The sequence below is a fragment of the Pseudanabaena sp. PCC 6802 genome (genome assembly GCF_000332175.1).
Taxonomy (GTDB): Bacteria; Cyanobacteriota; Cyanobacteriia; order Pseudanabaenales; family Pseudanabaenaceae; genus PCC-6802.
The window spans coordinates 2,871,191-2,886,195 of sequence record NZ_KB235914.1 but is presented as its reverse complement, the minus strand read 5'-3'; the positions used below and the strand labels follow the sequence as shown (position 1 = coordinate 2,886,195).

General features: G+C 48.1%; 20 protein-coding genes. 13 read left to right on the top strand and 7 right to left on the bottom strand.

Going from position 1 to position 15,005, the window contains the following annotated elements; genetic code table 11:
• Window positions 1–4 precede the first annotated feature (4 nt).
• A complete protein-coding gene (rimI, locus tag PSE6802_RS0118950) occupies window positions 5–532 on the top strand; it encodes a ribosomal protein S18-alanine N-acetyltransferase (protein WP_019501615.1) in 528 nt (175 codons plus the stop codon).
• Window positions 533–817: 285 nt separating this feature from the next.
• On the opposite strand, the gene PSE6802_RS32145 is transcribed toward rimI, so the two are convergent.
• Window positions 818–946, bottom strand: coding sequence for a ribbon-helix-helix domain-containing protein (locus tag PSE6802_RS32145; RefSeq protein ID WP_071592309.1), 129 nt, complete (start codon window positions 944–946; stop codon window positions 818–820).
• Between the two features lie 28 nt (window positions 947–974).
• Here PSE6802_RS32145 and PSE6802_RS0118945 point away from each other — a divergent pair, with 28 nt between their 5' ends.
• From PSE6802_RS0118945 to PSE6802_RS0118935, 3 genes are all read left to right on the top strand, one after another.
• Window positions 975–2,234, top strand: coding sequence for an RNA-guided endonuclease InsQ/TnpB family protein (locus PSE6802_RS0118945; RefSeq protein WP_019501614.1), 1,260 nt, complete (start codon window positions 975–977; stop codon window positions 2,232–2,234).
• A gap of 324 nt (window positions 2,235–2,558) precedes the next feature.
• Entirely contained in the window at window positions 2,559–2,780 is a 222-nt protein-coding gene (locus PSE6802_RS0118940) for a hypothetical protein (RefSeq protein ID WP_019501613.1), read from the top strand.
• The gene (locus PSE6802_RS0118935; RefSeq protein WP_019501612.1) at window positions 2,777–3,100 is read left to right on the top strand and encodes a type II toxin-antitoxin system PemK/MazF family toxin; all 324 of its coding nucleotides are present in this window, start codon (window positions 2,777–2,779) and stop codon (window positions 3,098–3,100) included. Before PSE6802_RS0118940 ends, PSE6802_RS0118935 begins: the two co-directional genes overlap by 4 nt.
• Window positions 3,101–3,179: 79 nt before the next feature.
• Here the strand turns inward: PSE6802_RS0118935 and PSE6802_RS0118930 are convergent, their stop codons facing one another.
• Genes PSE6802_RS0118930 through PSE6802_RS0118920 form a run of 3 tightly spaced genes read right to left on the bottom strand, consistent with a single transcriptional unit; the run spans window position 3,180 to window position 4,852 of the window.
• Window positions 3,180–3,662 (bottom strand): GrpB family protein, encoded by a 483-nt coding sequence (locus PSE6802_RS0118930; protein WP_019501611.1) that lies wholly within the window; start codon window positions 3,660–3,662, stop codon window positions 3,180–3,182.
• A gap of 30 nt (window positions 3,663–3,692) precedes the next feature.
• Window positions 3,693–4,577 carry an aKG-HExxH-type peptide beta-hydroxylase gene (locus PSE6802_RS0118925; RefSeq protein ID WP_019501610.1) on the bottom strand — a complete coding sequence of 295 codons (885 nt, stop codon included), beginning with the start codon at window positions 4,575–4,577 and terminating at the stop codon, window positions 3,693–3,695.
• The gene (locus PSE6802_RS0118920; RefSeq protein WP_019501609.1) at window positions 4,577–4,852 is read right to left on the bottom strand and encodes a hypothetical protein; all 276 of its coding nucleotides are present in this window, start codon (window positions 4,850–4,852) and stop codon (window positions 4,577–4,579) included. Before PSE6802_RS0118920 ends, PSE6802_RS0118925 begins: the two co-directional genes overlap by 1 nt.
• Window positions 4,853–4,985: 133 nt before the next feature.
• On the opposite strand from PSE6802_RS0118920, the gene PSE6802_RS0118915 reads away from it, so the two are divergent.
• Window positions 4,986–5,240 (top strand): hypothetical protein, encoded by a 255-nt coding sequence (locus PSE6802_RS0118915; RefSeq protein ID WP_225902685.1) that lies wholly within the window; start codon window positions 4,986–4,988, stop codon window positions 5,238–5,240.
• Window positions 5,241–5,465: 225 nt separating this feature from the next.
• On the opposite strand, the gene PSE6802_RS0118910 is transcribed toward PSE6802_RS0118915, so the two are convergent.
• Both PSE6802_RS0118910 and PSE6802_RS0118905 read right to left on the bottom strand, forming a co-directional pair.
• Complete coding sequence (locus PSE6802_RS0118910; protein WP_019501607.1) at window positions 5,466–7,199, bottom strand: Rqc2 family fibronectin-binding protein; 1,734 nt, start codon at window positions 7,197–7,199, stop codon at window positions 5,466–5,468.
• Between the two features lie 28 nt (window positions 7,200–7,227).
• On the bottom strand, window positions 7,228–7,545 hold the full coding sequence (locus PSE6802_RS0118905; protein ID WP_019501606.1) for a DUF6679 family protein: 318 nt from the start codon (window positions 7,543–7,545) through the stop codon (window positions 7,228–7,230).
• Between the two features lie 228 nt (window positions 7,546–7,773).
• Here PSE6802_RS0118905 and plsX point away from each other — a divergent pair, with 228 nt between their 5' ends.
• The 7 genes from plsX (at window position 7,774) to PSE6802_RS0118870 (ending at window position 13,994) form a co-directional block, all read left to right on the top strand.
• On the top strand, window positions 7,774–8,835 hold the full coding sequence (plsX, locus tag PSE6802_RS0118900; protein WP_019501605.1) for a phosphate acyltransferase PlsX: 1,062 nt from the start codon (window positions 7,774–7,776) through the stop codon (window positions 8,833–8,835).
• A 66-nt stretch (window positions 8,836–8,901) separates the two neighbouring features.
• Window positions 8,902–9,855, top strand: a complete 954-nt coding sequence (locus PSE6802_RS0118895; protein ID WP_019501604.1) for a beta-ketoacyl-ACP synthase III — start codon at window positions 8,902–8,904, stop codon at window positions 9,853–9,855.
• A 231-nt stretch (window positions 9,856–10,086) separates the two neighbouring features.
• Window positions 10,087–10,326 (top strand): acyl carrier protein, encoded by a 240-nt coding sequence (acpP, locus tag PSE6802_RS0118890; protein WP_019501603.1) that lies wholly within the window; start codon window positions 10,087–10,089, stop codon window positions 10,324–10,326.
• A gap of 103 nt (window positions 10,327–10,429) precedes the next feature.
• Window positions 10,430–11,686, top strand: coding sequence for a beta-ketoacyl-ACP synthase II (gene fabF, locus PSE6802_RS0118885; RefSeq protein ID WP_019501602.1), 1,257 nt, complete (start codon window positions 10,430–10,432; stop codon window positions 11,684–11,686).
• A gap of 463 nt (window positions 11,687–12,149) precedes the next feature.
• Entirely contained in the window at window positions 12,150–12,368 is a 219-nt protein-coding gene (gene gvpA, locus PSE6802_RS0118880; RefSeq protein ID WP_019501601.1) for a gas vesicle structural protein GvpA, read from the top strand.
• Between the two features lie 228 nt (window positions 12,369–12,596).
• Window positions 12,597–12,815, top strand: a complete 219-nt coding sequence (gene gvpA / locus PSE6802_RS0118875) for a gas vesicle structural protein GvpA (RefSeq protein WP_019501601.1) — start codon at window positions 12,597–12,599, stop codon at window positions 12,813–12,815.
• 192 nt (window positions 12,816–13,007) lie between these two features.
• A complete protein-coding gene (locus PSE6802_RS0118870; RefSeq protein WP_019501600.1) occupies window positions 13,008–13,994 on the top strand; it encodes a hypothetical protein in 987 nt (328 codons plus the stop codon).
• On the opposite strand, the gene PSE6802_RS33655 is transcribed toward PSE6802_RS0118870, so the two are convergent.
• Window positions 13,971–14,126, bottom strand: coding sequence for a hypothetical protein (locus tag PSE6802_RS33655; protein ID WP_156815587.1), 156 nt, complete (start codon window positions 14,124–14,126; stop codon window positions 13,971–13,973). The two genes, PSE6802_RS0118870 and PSE6802_RS33655, sit on opposite strands and share 24 nt — an antisense overlap.
• On the opposite strand from PSE6802_RS33655, the gene gvpN reads away from it, so the two are divergent.
• The gene (gvpN, locus tag PSE6802_RS0118865; RefSeq protein ID WP_019501599.1) at window positions 14,120–14,998 is read left to right on the top strand and encodes a gas vesicle protein GvpN; all 879 of its coding nucleotides are present in this window, start codon (window positions 14,120–14,122) and stop codon (window positions 14,996–14,998) included. The two genes, PSE6802_RS33655 and gvpN, sit on opposite strands and share 7 nt — an antisense overlap.
• The last annotated feature ends 7 nt before the right edge of the window (window positions 14,999–15,005 follow it).

Below are 15,005 nucleotides of genomic sequence, written 5' to 3'. Positions count from 1 at the left end.
TTTCATGAAAGTGCGGCTCGCAGCGATCGATCGGGAATTACTCCCCCAGATTAAAAGTATCGATCGCACCTGCTTGGGCGATTTTTGGAGTATGGATGCCTACGAGCGCGAGATAGACAGTCCCAACAGCGCTTTGCTAGCTCTAGTCACATCAGAAAATGAAGTCTTAGGGTTTGGTTGCCTGTGGGCAATTCTAGAAGAGGCGCATATTACAATCCTGGCGGTCAGGCCGGAGTATCACCGTCAGGGGTTTGGGAAGTACCTGGTTTGGGGATTACTAGAAGCAGCGCATACTAAAGGTTTAGAATGGGCGACTTTGGAGGTAAGAGAATCTAATCGCGCCGCCATTAATCTGTATGAGAGTTTTGGCTTCATCCATGTTGGTAGGAGGCGCAACTATTACAAAGTCAGTAATGAAGATGCCCTCATTCTCTGGCTCAAGGGAATTAATTTACCCGAATTTCCCCACATGCTCCAATTATGGCGGCAAGATATTCAGGTCAGGCTTGCCAGCAAAGGATGGGAAGTATAGCTATAGCCAATAGGCTTAGGACGGGGTGAAGGGGTTCCACCCCTGCGTGTCGGGTAACAGCCCCCACACCCCCTGTCCTAACAGATCTGTCTATCAAGGTCATGATACTCCCGAAAGAACTGCTCCGCGTCATGTTTGGCTGACTGAAGAAGGTGCTCGTCCGCTGTTCGAGCTTCGGGATCGCCATGGCTCGATCCTGGTTGAACGTAATCGCGGCAGTCCCTACTCCGCTTCGCTGAGAGTAGGGAAGGATAGCGCGGCAATGGAGCGAAGCGGAGTTGCCAATCAGGATTTAGGCTTCCACTCGCGAATGATTTGACGGATTACGTCATTAATTGACTGTTCTGTTTTCTCTGCGTACTCAGAAACCTTTGCATATTCTTCATCAGAAAGCCTTAAAGAGGATCGCTTCATAGTGCCTTATTAGTGCTATAATGACACCATGCTAACACGCCGTATTACCTTTCGCCTCTATCCGAAACCTGCTCAAGAAGCCAAGCTTTTCGAGTGGAGACGGCTTCATGCATATCTGTATAACAGCGCGTTAGCAGACCGCAAAGACAGCTATCAAAAGCGTGGCGAGAAGGTTGATTATTTTGATCGGCAGAATCGTTTACCTGCATTTAAGGAAGTTTGGGCAGAGTACAAAGAACTTGGTTCTCATGCTCTACAGGCGACTTTAAAGCGGGTTGATTTCGCATTTCAGCGTTTCTTTGCGGGTTTAGGTGGCTACCCCCGATTCAAATCAATTCGCGACTATTCGGGTTGGACATATCCGTGTTCTTCGGGCTGGAAAGCGCACACGACAGGCAATAACGGCTATTTGGACTTGTCCAATTTAGGACAGATTCAGATGCGTGGAAAAGCGCGGACATGGGGAACGCCATCAACTTGTACGATTTTATATCGGCGTAGAAAGTGGTTTGCCTCCATCACCGTTCAGTGTGAGCCAGTTCGAGAAACGGGGATAGGTGCAATCGGCATTGATTTTGGGTGCCTGACTGCTGCTGCGATGAGTGACAGCACCATGATTGAGAACCCTCGATTCATGGCAAAGACCCAAACCAAGATCAAGATTGCATCCAAACAAAAACGGAGGAAACAATCTCCGAACTTTAAGAAAAAGGTTAAAGCGTCAAAACGCTGGAAGAAAGCGCAAAAACGCGTTTCAGCATTGCAGCGCAAAGCTGCAAATCAGAGACAAGATTGGGTACACAAACAGGCAGCAGAGATCGTGAGCTGTAATAGCCTCGTTGCCACCGAAAAACTCAATCTTAAAGGGATGACCGCTAAAGCTAAGAAGGGTAAGCGTAAACGCCAAAAATCGGGGTTAAATCGCTCTGTTTTGGATGTGGGAATGGGGATGTTTCGTAAAGCTTTGGAATACAAGCTTGTCGAAGCGGGCGGGATATTTGTCGAGGTTCCAACCCAAAAGGTTAAGCCGTCCCAAACTTGCCCAAATTGCGGTCATCAGGAAAAGAAAACACTGGATCGGCGCGTTCATCGTTGTTCTCAATGCGGCTGTGTTGAGGATCGAGATGTCGCGGCTGCGAAAGTTATGCTCAATTGGGCATTGGGGTTAGGAACTAGCCTCATAAACGCAGAGTCGCTAAGCTCTACCACAGAAACCCGTTCTAAGGGATCTCTGAGGCAACTTGGGGCGAAGAAGCGTCAGAAACCTCTAGCTCAGCGAAGCGGTTAGATGGTAGTTCATAGAGTTTGGTAGCAAGTTGAGAAGCGCGTTTGCTTGCTGATAGCCACTTTGCGCGTGCTGCCTCCACATCATTGTTGCTTTCTCTTGGTTGCACAATTTTTTCAGACCTTTACGTGCGAGAGTTTGGTCGCCCAACGGAAAGCATCACCGGCGCGAGCAGGAAGCTAATACACAAAGCAAGTAAGCGATCGCCGAGCATCCGAGTGCATGCGTTTGTTAGATCTCAACACACCAGTACACAATAGCAGATTGCCCCTTTAATCAAAACTGGTGATATACTTTACGTATACGTGTACGTGTAAGGAGGAAATCATGCATAAGAAGTTGACAATAAGTATTGACGAACAGGTATACGACGGCCTATATACTGTGGTCGGAAAGGGGGCTATTAGTCAGTTTATTGAAGATTTGTTACGCCCTCACGTTATCAAGGATGAACTAGATGCTGCCTACAAGCTCATGGCTGAAGATAAAGAGCGCGAAACAGAGGCTTTAGCGTGGGCTGAGGCTCTGATTGGAGACAGTGAAAAATGAACAGAGGTGAAGTGTGGTGGATTAATTTCGATCCGTCAGTCGGTGGCGAAATCAAGAAAGAGCGACCCGCAGTTATAGTCAGCAACAATGCTGCAAACCGAAATCTTAACCGAGTTCAGGTTGTGCCGATAACTAGTAATGTGTCTCGAATATACCCAAGTGAAGCAATGGTAACCCTGCAAGGTCATCAAGGGAAGGCAATGGCAGATCAGCTGACAACTGTTTCCAAGCAAAGAATGAGGAAGAGGGCAGGGGAAATAACTTCTGAAGAAATGACTGCTGTGGAATTGGCAATCCGAGTACAGCTTGGGCTGAGCTAACGCCTGGCGCGTCACCGGACGGCAACAATATTTGTATCATAACCGATAGCATATGCCTCCGTTCCGGTGCACGCGCTGGTTAGCCCCTGAGAGAATCAGTGATAAACTGCGCTTTTGCTTCACGGTACGATTCCATAGACTGCCCCTCAAAACTCCGCTTTAACTCATCGTACTTGCATCTTAGTTCAGCATTACTTTCCAGTAGCTGTCGCCACAAGTGAAAGTGGTCAGCTTCGGAGCCAATAGCAACAAGCTGCACACCCAATTCAGGATCGGATGTGACATCTTGGAATGCTGAGAACTCGTTGCTTTGAAATGAACTGGTATTTCGATCAAAAAGCTCTGCAAGCTGTAGGTCTGCCTCACAAAATTTTTCCTGTGAAACCCGTACCATGATGTCAAGATCACCTTTAGTTAAGGTTCCAGGGATAGCAGTGCTGCCAATATGCTGAAACTCGGCATAAGGCAGGATGCGTCTAAGCTTATCCACTATTGCGGTGAACAGAGACTCAGCTTTTGTGAAAACAATCGGTGCGTTTGAGAAGCGCACTATGTCTGTCACTGGATACTATCCTCCTCTGAAAATAACCCGTTAAATACTACTGCTCAACATTGAGTACTTCTCTAATACCTTGATACAAAGATCCATCAGTAATTCTTTCCCATGCTCAGAAACCAACTTTGTGTTCTTAGCTAAATCCTCTACACAAACAACAAGTGGGAAGATGAAGCTAGCAGCTTTCTCCACCTGTCCAACCGCCAGATAATACTCTATGATCGTCTGAGAGACAAAGGCTGAGTGATACGATTTATCATAGCCACGTTTTACCTGCCGAATGGCGCTAGTTGCAAGAGCATCAGGTTCTTCAAGCCGCGTACTTCCAGCCAAAAATATGCAATGAACAAGATCCTCGAAGAAAAGAGCATTGTGAACAAATTCGTGAATTATATTCTCAAGCCACTCATCATCAGACCAGTCTTTATTAGGAGAAAGCCAGATCAGTCCTATTCGACTTGATACTGTTCCTCCGCTATAATGATCTCTGCGCGCAAAAATTACATAGCGAATAAGTAATACAAATGATGCAAATAGTTCAGGGAAAAGTGTCGAAAATCTAGATATTGCATCATTATAGGCAGGTTGGAATAATGCTATTTCTTCTGCATTGAAGGCATGGTTAATGGGGATTGGAACATTTCCCATCAAGTTTTTTACAGCAGAAGCAAATTCAATTGAATCCCCACAAAACCAAACAGTTTCTGGGTTAATACTTAATTTTGCAGTTAGAGGTAGATCTTGGTGTTGGAGAAATCTCAGGGTGTCCCATGCGCTCAGAGTATTGCTATCGTGACCGTTCTGACTTGCAAAGTTTTCAATCGCAGCAATATTGAAAGCCACTCTCTCCAAAGACAAAAATGGACTAGAGAAGACAACTTCCTTTACTGGACGCTTTATTTCTGGAGAGAGCGTTTGCATCAGATCTCTCCTTTTTCTCTGGCAATGAACTCTTGAAGATTTCGTGCGGCAAGTTCTGCACTTTTCCTGACAATTTCAGATGCCTCTGCAATTGTATCGTCTGCAATTTTCATTACAAATTTTGCTTGACCGTCCGCAGTTTGCATTACAAACTTTGCGCCGCTACCTCCGTGTAACTCAAGGTATTTTCTGATATTTGCATTAGCGAGTTCTGAGGCAAAAGCCGCTGCCTCCCCCGCATTGAGTAATTCTGCTTTCTTCTGCTCATCCGTCATTTTACTTACTTACTCCTTGTAATACAGCAACCAGTAGTCGCCAGCAATTGGGGTGTGAGGGCTAACGGCTAAATTGAGCGGTAAGCGATCGCCCCCAACTCAAAACCGCAATATCTCAATATTTTCCGCTCCAATGATGTGTTATACACCGATCGCTTCACAATTATTTATCTCTTGCGATCGCCCCGATCCACTGTCCGAACTTGAGCAGAAAACAGACCCGTTATGCTTGCCTAATCTCGAACTGCTTATCTATGCGATCGCCGATCCCCTGTTGGGACTTGCAAACGTAACCGATACGTCTTGTTTGCTTGTTTGCGATCGCACTCAGACAATCTCAACGGACTCAATCGGCGATATCGGTACGTATAACTATATTTTAGACTGATTTTTTCTACCTAAACACCTAATTAAGATGATTAGCCAGAACATTTCGACCTAATCGCCCATTTGGGTGTGTTAGACAGATTTTTTCTGGGTAACATCCCGTATAGGCGATCTAGATAGATAATTTCAGCCTAACATGACGACTACTGTTGAGCAACGTCCCAGAAAATTATTGGATCGGGTTCGCGAATTATTAGAATACGCTCCCCACCAATAACTCAGCGGTCTAACATCGAGATGGCTGTCCCCAAATTACGCGCTCCTGTTTGTAAACTACCATGCCGGGTTTTGCTCCCTTAGGCTTAAACACGTATTTGGGTTCGGTAAATATTACAGGTACGCGATCGCTCTGTCTCGCTTGACTGTAATAGGCGGCTAAATTAGCCGCAGCTTGCAGATCGAGATCGTCAGGAACTGCGCCAGGTTCCAGGCGCAATAGTACGTGACTGCCTGGAATTTCCTGGGTGTGAAACCACAGATCGTAGTCGCCTGCGATTCGGAAAGTCATTATCTCATTTTGATAGTTATTGCGTCCCACCCAAATCTCAAATCCACTGGGACTACGAAAGCGGTGACAATTGAGCGGTTCCTCACGCTTGCTTTTCCCTCTGGAGCGATCGTCGCTGCGATGATTGGCTAGCTTGAGATATCCTTGTGACGCTAACTCCTGCTGAATTTCCTGTAAAGATTTCAAATCGCTTGTTTCTAACTGTGTCGCCAGAGTTCCAACTTGCTGCAAGTATGCGATTTCCTGTTGAACTGCTGTCAGTAGCGGCGCGATCGCTTCTTTCGCCCGTTTCTGTTTCTGATGTCGCCTGTAGAAATTCTGGGCATTTTGCACGGCAGTTTGCAATGGATCGAGAGCTATCTCTACAGTTGAATTTGTGACAAAATCCCACACCTCGATCGCAGACATCCCAGGTTGCCAGTCCTGCAAATGTGCCATTAACAAATCCGCTTGATGTTTGAGCGTATCTGCCTGCTCTGATTGTTCCAGCCGTTGGTGGAAATCACCCGACTTATGCTGTAACTTCGCAATCTGCGACTGAATTACCCGATCGATTTGCTGCCACAGTTGTTTAAATTCCTGCTCCTGAAGGCGATCGCAATAATATCCGCGCAATAGATCGTTAATTGGATATCCAAAAATATTCGCACTCTCCCTACTAGATCCCCCAATTACCGTATAGCCCCTATCTGTTAGTGCTGGCGTAAATTTGCGGGACTCCAGACACTGCAACCAATTTTGCCAAGCGGCAAACAGAGCTTGCCAATCGGTAAGTGCAATTGCATCGGTTTTGGTGGCGGGATCTATACCCGCTGCTGCTAAGAGCGATCGCGCCAATGCCGAACTCAAACCGCGATAGTTTGTTAACAGGCTGCGGGAAATTTCCTGGGGAATCAGGGTCAGGCGATCGTACCAGGTGGCAAATGTCTCCGTCAGCGTCGGTATAGTTTCGAGCAAAGCAGGCGGCAACTCGTAGCGATCGCCAGTTTGAATCGGACGCACGCTGGACTGCTTGTAGCTAACCTGGTGAGCGGCTGTGACGATCGCGCCACTGGCATTGACCAGGATTGCATTGCTGTACTTACCCATAATTTCCACATACAGGTGCCACAGTACCTCATCGCCCGGACGGCAGGCAAATTGCAAATCGACAACTCTCTCCCAAGTGCTGACAAGCTGCAAGCCTACTAAAGCTAAACCCGCAACTTGATGCCAAATTTGTTGGCTGAATGTAAACGTATCCGGTGCGTTGGGCGGCGGATCGCTCAGGTGCAATCTTGCCGCTTGGGGATGCCACGAAATTAGCAACCACTGCTTTGCTTGCAAAGTACGCAGACAGAGATAAAGCGTGTAGCGATCGCTTTGATGCACCTGTTCTAACTTAGCTGGCAGGCAGCAAATGGCTAGCTCATGGCAAACTGCCACCAGTGTAGTTAGATCGACCTGTTGCATGGTAGGGGGTCACAAACTGTGGTGCCTGCTAATCGCTAGATGACTCAGGACGCGGATGAATTTGTTCGGACTCGGGGCAGTCCTCAGATACCAGAATTTCACTGGATGTAACGTTGCCTTTGGGCACGGATGCCAGTTTCTGCGTGACGGCACCAATACTCTCCAGGCGTACCATTTCTTCCCAAGAGCAAACCTCGTCCTCGTCCTCAGTTTCGTAGCGTAGCGTCACCACGTCGCCTTCAATGTCTAAGATACGCGCTCTTTCTAGCCAACGACCTTGATCCCTCAGGTAAATCCACACATCGCTTTTGGCTTCACAGAGTTGATATATCTTGCGATGTAGCATTCGCTTATTTCCTCTGAGTTACATCAATGATTATCTAAGCTTAGAGCATATCGGCATAAGTGTAACTTAACACCCTGGCGATCGCACCCAAGCATATATTTCATTTTAACGGACAGTACCAGAAAAATTTTCATACTAGGGGATGGTCAGCTTAACTGTTAAAATTTTTGGCAGATTTAATTAATTTTTACAAATTAAATCCAAGAGTCAAATCAGGAATAACCACACGTGCGAATTGCAGTTGATGCTATGGGTGGGGACTATGCCCCAAGAGAAATTATTGCCGGAGCTTTAATGGCTCAAGCTAAGTTAGGTGTAGAGGTTTTGCTAGTCGGAGACCGCGATGCCATATCGACCTACCTTAAGCAACACCATCCAGAGGCCAGCCACAATAAAGGCGTAGAAATCGTGGCAGCAGATGGTTCGATCGACATGCACGAAGAACCTCTGGAGGGACTGCGGCGCAAGCCTAAATCTTCAATCGCCGTCGCTATGAATTTAGTCAGACAAAAGGAGGCCGATGCCGTCATTTCTGCAGGACATACGGGTGCTGCGATGGCAGCCGCGCTATTGCGTCTCGGCAGGCTACCAGGTATCGATCGCCCCGCGATCGGTGCCCTATTCCCCACGCTCATCCCCCACAAACCCGTACTGGTTCTGGATGTGGGAGCCAATGTAGACTGTCGTCCCAAATTTATCGAACAATTCGCCATGATGGGCTTGCTTTATAGCCGTTATGCGCTCGGCATCAGTCAACCCAAACTAGGCTTGCTGAACATCGGTGAAGAACCATCTAAGGGTAACGACCTCAGCGTGAGGGTGCATCAGTCCTTGTCAGATAATAATTCCATCCCATTTGCTGGTAATGCCGAAGGTCGCGATGTCTTATCGGGCAATTTTGACGTGGTGGTGTGCGACGGCTTTGTTGGGAATGTGTTACTCAAGTTTGCCGAAAGCGTTGGTCTTGTCGCTATGCAAATTCTTAAAGAAGAATTACCAAGAGGCTGGCGCGGTAAGCTAGGCACCTTACTGTTGCGCCCCAACCTCAGAAAAGTGAAAGAGCGCATGGACTACGATGAATATGGCGGTGCTTTACTTTTAGGCGTAGCAGGCGTATGCGTGATCGGGCACGGTAGCTCGAAAGCATCCAGCGTCCTGAACGCCATCCGCGTCGCCAAAGATGCCGTGGACAATCAAGTCTTAGAAAGGCTGCGCGAACAAATTAAAAGCCAGAAAGAGCAAGTACCTGTATCAGTTGACATGGACGCTCCAGACGATCCACCTACTTAGATGGGGGTTAGGTGATGCCCCTAACCCCCCAACCAATGCTCATAACCAAACCGAGGATGTAGATAAATGAGAGGTGTACGCTTAATTGGTAGTGGATCGTCCGTGCCGGATAAAGTAATGACCAATGACGATCTGGCTGAGTTGGTCGATACATCAGATGAGTGGATTACGACTCGCACGGGTATCAAACAACGTCGAATCGTTGATGCGCCGGATGTGGGTGTGGCGACTCTGGCAGCGGATGCGGGTCGCAAAGCGATCGCTGCGGCTGGAATTACTGCCCAGGATCTAGATCTGATCGTGCTTGCCACCTCCACCCCAGACGATTTATTTGGCACAGCCGCTAAGGTACAGGAGTTGCTAGGTGCCGAACGGGCAGTAGCTTTTGATATCAGTGCGGCCTGTTCCGGTTTCGTATTCGGCCTGGTAACGGCCGCGCAGTTCCTGCGCGCGGGAACCTATCAGAATATTTTGCTGATCGGTGCTGACGTTTTGTCGCGCTGGGTAAACTGGAGCGATCGCGGTACGTGCATTTTGTTTGGCGATGGTGCGGGCGCGGTGGTAATGCAGGACAGCGAGCAGGATCGGCTACTGGGGTTCGAGCTGCGCAGTGATGGTCGGGGCAACGGTTTGCTGAATCTCAGTTACGATCGCGATCTCCAGACCTACGCTCCTATCACCATGAACGGTAAGGAGGTATATAAATTTGCCGTGACCGCTGTTCCGGAAGTACTGGAAAAAGCCTTACATCGTGCTAACCTGCAGGTGGCTGAGATCGACTGGTTGATCCTGCATCAAGCTAACCAGCGCATTCTCGATGCCGTTCAAGCCAGAATGGGGATCGAACCGACCAAAGTGGTGAGCAATCTCGCAAATTACGGCAATACCTCGGCGGCCTCCATCCCTTTAGCATTAGATGAATGGGTGAGAGCTGGCAAAATTAAGCCCGGTGACGCGATCGCCACATCAGGATTTGGTGCGGGTTTAAGTTGGGGCGCTGCCATATTTCGCTGGCATTAGGAGATATGAGAATTCTAGTGAGTAAAATCCTCTTAGAGAGCAGGTTTGGCAGTCAATCTACGGTTACAACCACTAAATTAGGGCTAAACCTGCCCTTACACTTGCGGCTGGAACCAATCGCTTAAGTGGCACAATCAGTCCCCATCTTTAGTTTTTTGCAATTTAAACTACCATTATTCGCTAAAATTATTAGCGCTAAACTTTTCATTACAACCTTAGAGACATAGTTAAATGAGCGACACTCTTGCAAAAGTTCAGGACATTGTGGCACAGCAACTCGGCGTAGATGTGGCCGAAGTTAAGCCCGAAGCTAGTTTCGCCAACGATCTAGGTGCTGACTCCCTCGATACCGTAGAGCTAGTTATGGCTCTAGAAGAAGAATTTGGTATCGAGATCCCCGATGAAGATGCAGAAGGAATTGCCACAGTCCAAAACGCCGTTGACTATATCGATAAGAAAGCAGCAGCATAGTTGCATAGCCCAGCTCGTGCGCTTGTAATTTTTAGTGGTTAGAGCGATCGCCTGCTAGCAACTAAACAACTTAACAATCAACCACCGATCGAAAATCACTACAATGCAAACCTCTCAATCCCTCTCCCGCGTGGTCATTACTGGCTTAGGTGCTATCACACCTATTGGCAATACTGTTGAAGAGTACTGGCAAGGTTTAATTGCTGGCAAAAATGGCATTAGCGATGTCACTCTTTTTAATGCGGCCAAGCACGAATGTCGGATCGCTGGAGAGGTGAAAGGTTTCGACCCGCATACTTATCTAGATCGCAAAGAAGCAAAGCGCATGGATCGCTTTGCCCAATTTGCCGTTTCCGCTAGCCTCCAGGCACTTGAAAGTGCCAAGCTTGAAATTACCCCCCTCAACGCCGAGCAGATTGGGGTCTTGATCGGTACGGGTATTGGCGGTCTTAAGGTTTTAGAAGATCAAGCGGAAATCTTAATGACTAAAGGTCCCGATCGCTGCAGTCCGTTCATGATCCCCATGATGATCGCCAACATGGCAGCGGGTTTAACTGCTATTCGTACTGGCGCAAAAGGACCGAACTCCTGCACTGTGACTGCCTGTGCCGCAGGCTCCAATGCTATTGGCGATGCTTTCCGCTTAGTACAACGCGGCTACGCCCAGGCAATGATCTGTGGCGGCACAGAGGCGGCAATTACGCCGCTTAGCTTTGCCGGTTTTACAGCAGCCCGTGCCATGTCCACCCGCAACGACGATCCTGCCCATGCTTCCCGGCCTTTCGATCGCGATCGCGATGGCTTTGTGATGGGGGAAGGCGCGGGCATTTTAATCTTAGAAACCCTCGAACATGCCCAGGCAAGAGGAGCTAATATTCTGGCGGAAATTGTCGGCTACGGAGCTACCTGCGATGCCTATCACATGACATCCCCCGCACCGGAGCATGAAGGTGCGGCAAGAGCCATGTCCCTGGCACTCAAGGATGCAAACCTGACTCCGGATCGGGTCAATTACATCAATGCCCACGGCACCAGCACGTCCACAAACGATTCCAACGAAACTACCGCAATAAAAAAAGTATTTGGCGATAGTGCTTACAAGCTCGCCGTCAGTTCGACAAAGTCCATGACCGGCCACCTGTTGGGCGGTTCTGGCGGGATTGAAGCCGTTGCTTCAGTCCTGGCTGTAGCTAGAGATTGCGCCCCACCCACAATTAATCTAGTCAATCCAGATCCGGCGTGCGATCTGGACTACGTACCGCACGCATCTCGCGCCATGACAATCGACGTGGCAGCATCTAACTCGTTTGGTTTTGGCGGTCATAACGTCACTTTAGTGTTTAAGAAATTTACTGCCTAAGCTTAATCCCACCTGGCTGTAGATACTCTCGAATATCGCAATCTGGCTTAGATTTTCTGAGAAAAATCCGGCTGGGTTCAAAAAATCACGATTATTGCTATATGCTAAGTAAGGGTGGTTAAAACTGAATACTGTACAAACTTGCATAGATCGACATTTGATATGTAACCGGGCTAGGAACTACATATTCATTAAGTTCATTAAGTTGTGCAAGCAGAAATATTGTATAGCCATAGACAGATCTGTTAGGACAGGGGGGTGTGGGGGCTGCGCCCCCACGCAGGGGTTCCACCCCTGCACCCCGTCCTAAGCCTGTTGGCTATAGCTATAAATGATGCTCTAGAGCCTATCTGAATTGGATAGCTGTTTGACATCGCGTGGTTTGGATAAAAATTTTCTCACTTTAGCTATGGAAAGCAGCGAAGTTGGGAAATATCTTAGTAAATACAACAGGAGTTTTTTTATGGCAGTTGAAAAAGTTAACTCGTCCTCCAGCTTAGCTGAAGTAGTAGACCGCATCCTCGACAAAGGTGTCGTGATCGATGCTTGGGTAAGAGTTTCTCTGGTAGGGATTGAGTTGTTAGCGATCGAAGCCCGCGTCGTGATCGCTTCCGTAGAAACATATCTCAAGTACGCAGAAGCAGTTGGCCTCACTACCTCCGCTGCCGTTCCCGCTGCATAGTTCGTCTATCTAGTTGGCAATTTTTAAACCATTGCCATTTCACTAAATTTATAGCTGCTATAGCCAACAGGTTTAGTACAGGTCGCAGGGTTAGCCTCCCTTGCATAGGAGCGCAGTCCTCGTACCCCTTATTGGCCTATCCGTCTACAGCTATAGCTTCAGAGTCAAGGATTCTTACTCTTTTGGAGTACCTAACGTCAGTACAAAGAATTTTGGAGTGTTATTTTTATGGCAGTTGAAAAGGTAAATTCTTCCTCTAGCCTTGCGGAAGTAGTCGATCGCATCCTTGATAAAGGTGTAGTGATCGATGCTTGGGTAAGAGTCTCTCTGGTAGGGATTGAGTTGCTAGCAATTGAAGCCCGCGTTGTCATCGCCTCTGTAGAAACATACCTCAAGTACGCAGAAGCAGTTGGTCTCACCACCTCTGCAGCCGTGCCTGCGGCTTAGATACCCTCAATTTTAGCAGGTTGGATCGATCGCAAAGATAGCAGTGGGAACTTGGGGTTTATATCCAAGTTCCTATTTGTCTATAAGATTCTTGCCTTGCATAGATTCTCATTATTATTCGCGCCATACGCATATTCGTGCGTTTTTAACTTAGCCTAAATTCAGCCAAATCTACATATTGAGGAACTCACTATGGCCTCTTTGATGCGAAAGTTTGCTAGAGCCAAACAACAAAGACTGCAAGAGCGAGAGGAGTTTGTCGCACAATGCCAGCTAGATCGCTCAGATCGACTGCACGAGATTCAGGTACGAGCGGAGGAATTAGCCCAAGAATTAGCGCAAGCCCAACAACAGCGCCTCGCTCAAGCTAAACTCGATAGTATGCAGCGTGCCATAGAGGTGAAGGCGCGGGCTGCTAGCGTGCGATCGCAGATCGCAGAAATTCACCAAACCAGAATCGTTGCTGCTGCCCGCGATGCCAACAATCGCATTGCTGAAGCCATGGATCGTGCCGCCGCCGTCCAAGCGCACATGGCAGAAGTTGCTCGACAGCGCATCGAGCAAGCCGAAATCGACACGACCCTGCGCGTCCAATACTTTCAAGATTTCCTGGCTCAGGCAACTGCGGATGCCGAGCAACGGCAACAGGAAGTGGCGGATCGCGCCGTTGAAGTAAAAACGCAACTGGAAGAGTTTGCTGAAGATCGCGCGGCCATGTCCGAGGCTTTGCGTCAAGAACTAGCAGAATACTGCAACTATATTAAGCAGTCTGTCTGGAGTATGGAGGATGACGCAGAGGAAATCGTACCTCCAGCCCCAAAATCTAAAGCTAGCAGCACGAGAAAGACCGCCAGTTCTAAAGCCGCGCCTAAGGCAGCAGCAACCAAACCTGCGTCTAAACCTGCAACTGCTACTAAAGAGACCAAAGCCGCTGCTCCCAAAACTGTTGCTCCCGCTGTCACTCCTGCTCCTCAGCCTGCACCAGTCGTTCCCAGTGCCAATAAAATTCAGCAGTTCATCAAGGACTACATCAGCAAATTAGACGGCAAGCCATCCGTTATGCAGGTTGTGAATAACCGCGATCGCGTCAGAGATTTACTGGCTCGAGGTGCTAATTCTCTAAAAGTAGATCCGTCTGACATTTTAAATGCTTTACTAAAAATGGTCGAGCAAGCCTAGAGCGATCGCATTCGATCGTTGGACTTGTGGATCGCAATCGAGCGATCGCGATCCGCAAATTAGGGTTAAAGTTAAGTGCGACTTGCCTCTAGCAACAATGTAGCTACTACTGGGCTTATTGAAATATGACAACAGTTCTACAAGCTAATCCCAAGCAATTTGTCAGTACCGACTTCACTCGACAAATTGCTCGTCGCGCTTTACGATACCTGCAATCTGGCTTTGCCATCCACCTGCGCGGGCCGGCTGGTACGGGCAAAACGACAATGGCAATGCATCTAGCGGGACTGCTCGGTCGCCCTATGGTGTTGATTTATGGCGATGAAGATTTAAAATCCTCAAAACTCATAGGGTCGCAGTCAGGCTACACCCGTAAAAAAGTTGTAGATAACTACATTCACTCCGTCCTCAAGGTAGAAGACGACATGCGCAGCAGTTGGGTGGATTCCCGCCTCACGCTCGCTGCCAAGGAAGGCTTTACCCTAATTTATGATGAGTTTAATCGATCGCGCCCTGAGGTAAACAATGTCCTGCTCAGTACGCTAGAGGAGAAGTTAATCGTCCTTCCACCGGATAGCTCCCAGAATGAGTACGTGCGAGTACACCCGCAATTTCGGGCGATATTTACTTCTAACCCTGAAGAATATGCAGGCGTGCATGCTACCCAGGATGCCTTGATGGATCGCATGATCACAATTGAGATTGGCGAGAGTGACATCGAGACTGAAAAGCTGATTCTAACTAATCGTGTGGGGCTGAGTCCCACACAATCTCTCAAGATTATCAACTTAGTACGGAGCTATCGTCGTCGCTCCGAGCATACTAAATCTTCCAGTTTGCGAATTTGTTTGATGATCGGTCGGATCTGTCACGAGCATGACATTCCCATCTCGGGCCAGAATGAAGATTTTCGCGATTTGTGCCATGATGTCCTCATCTCCAGATTCGATCGCACGCCTGAGTTAGAAGCATCTCTGGCCAAACTACTAGATCAGCTACCATGACGACGCA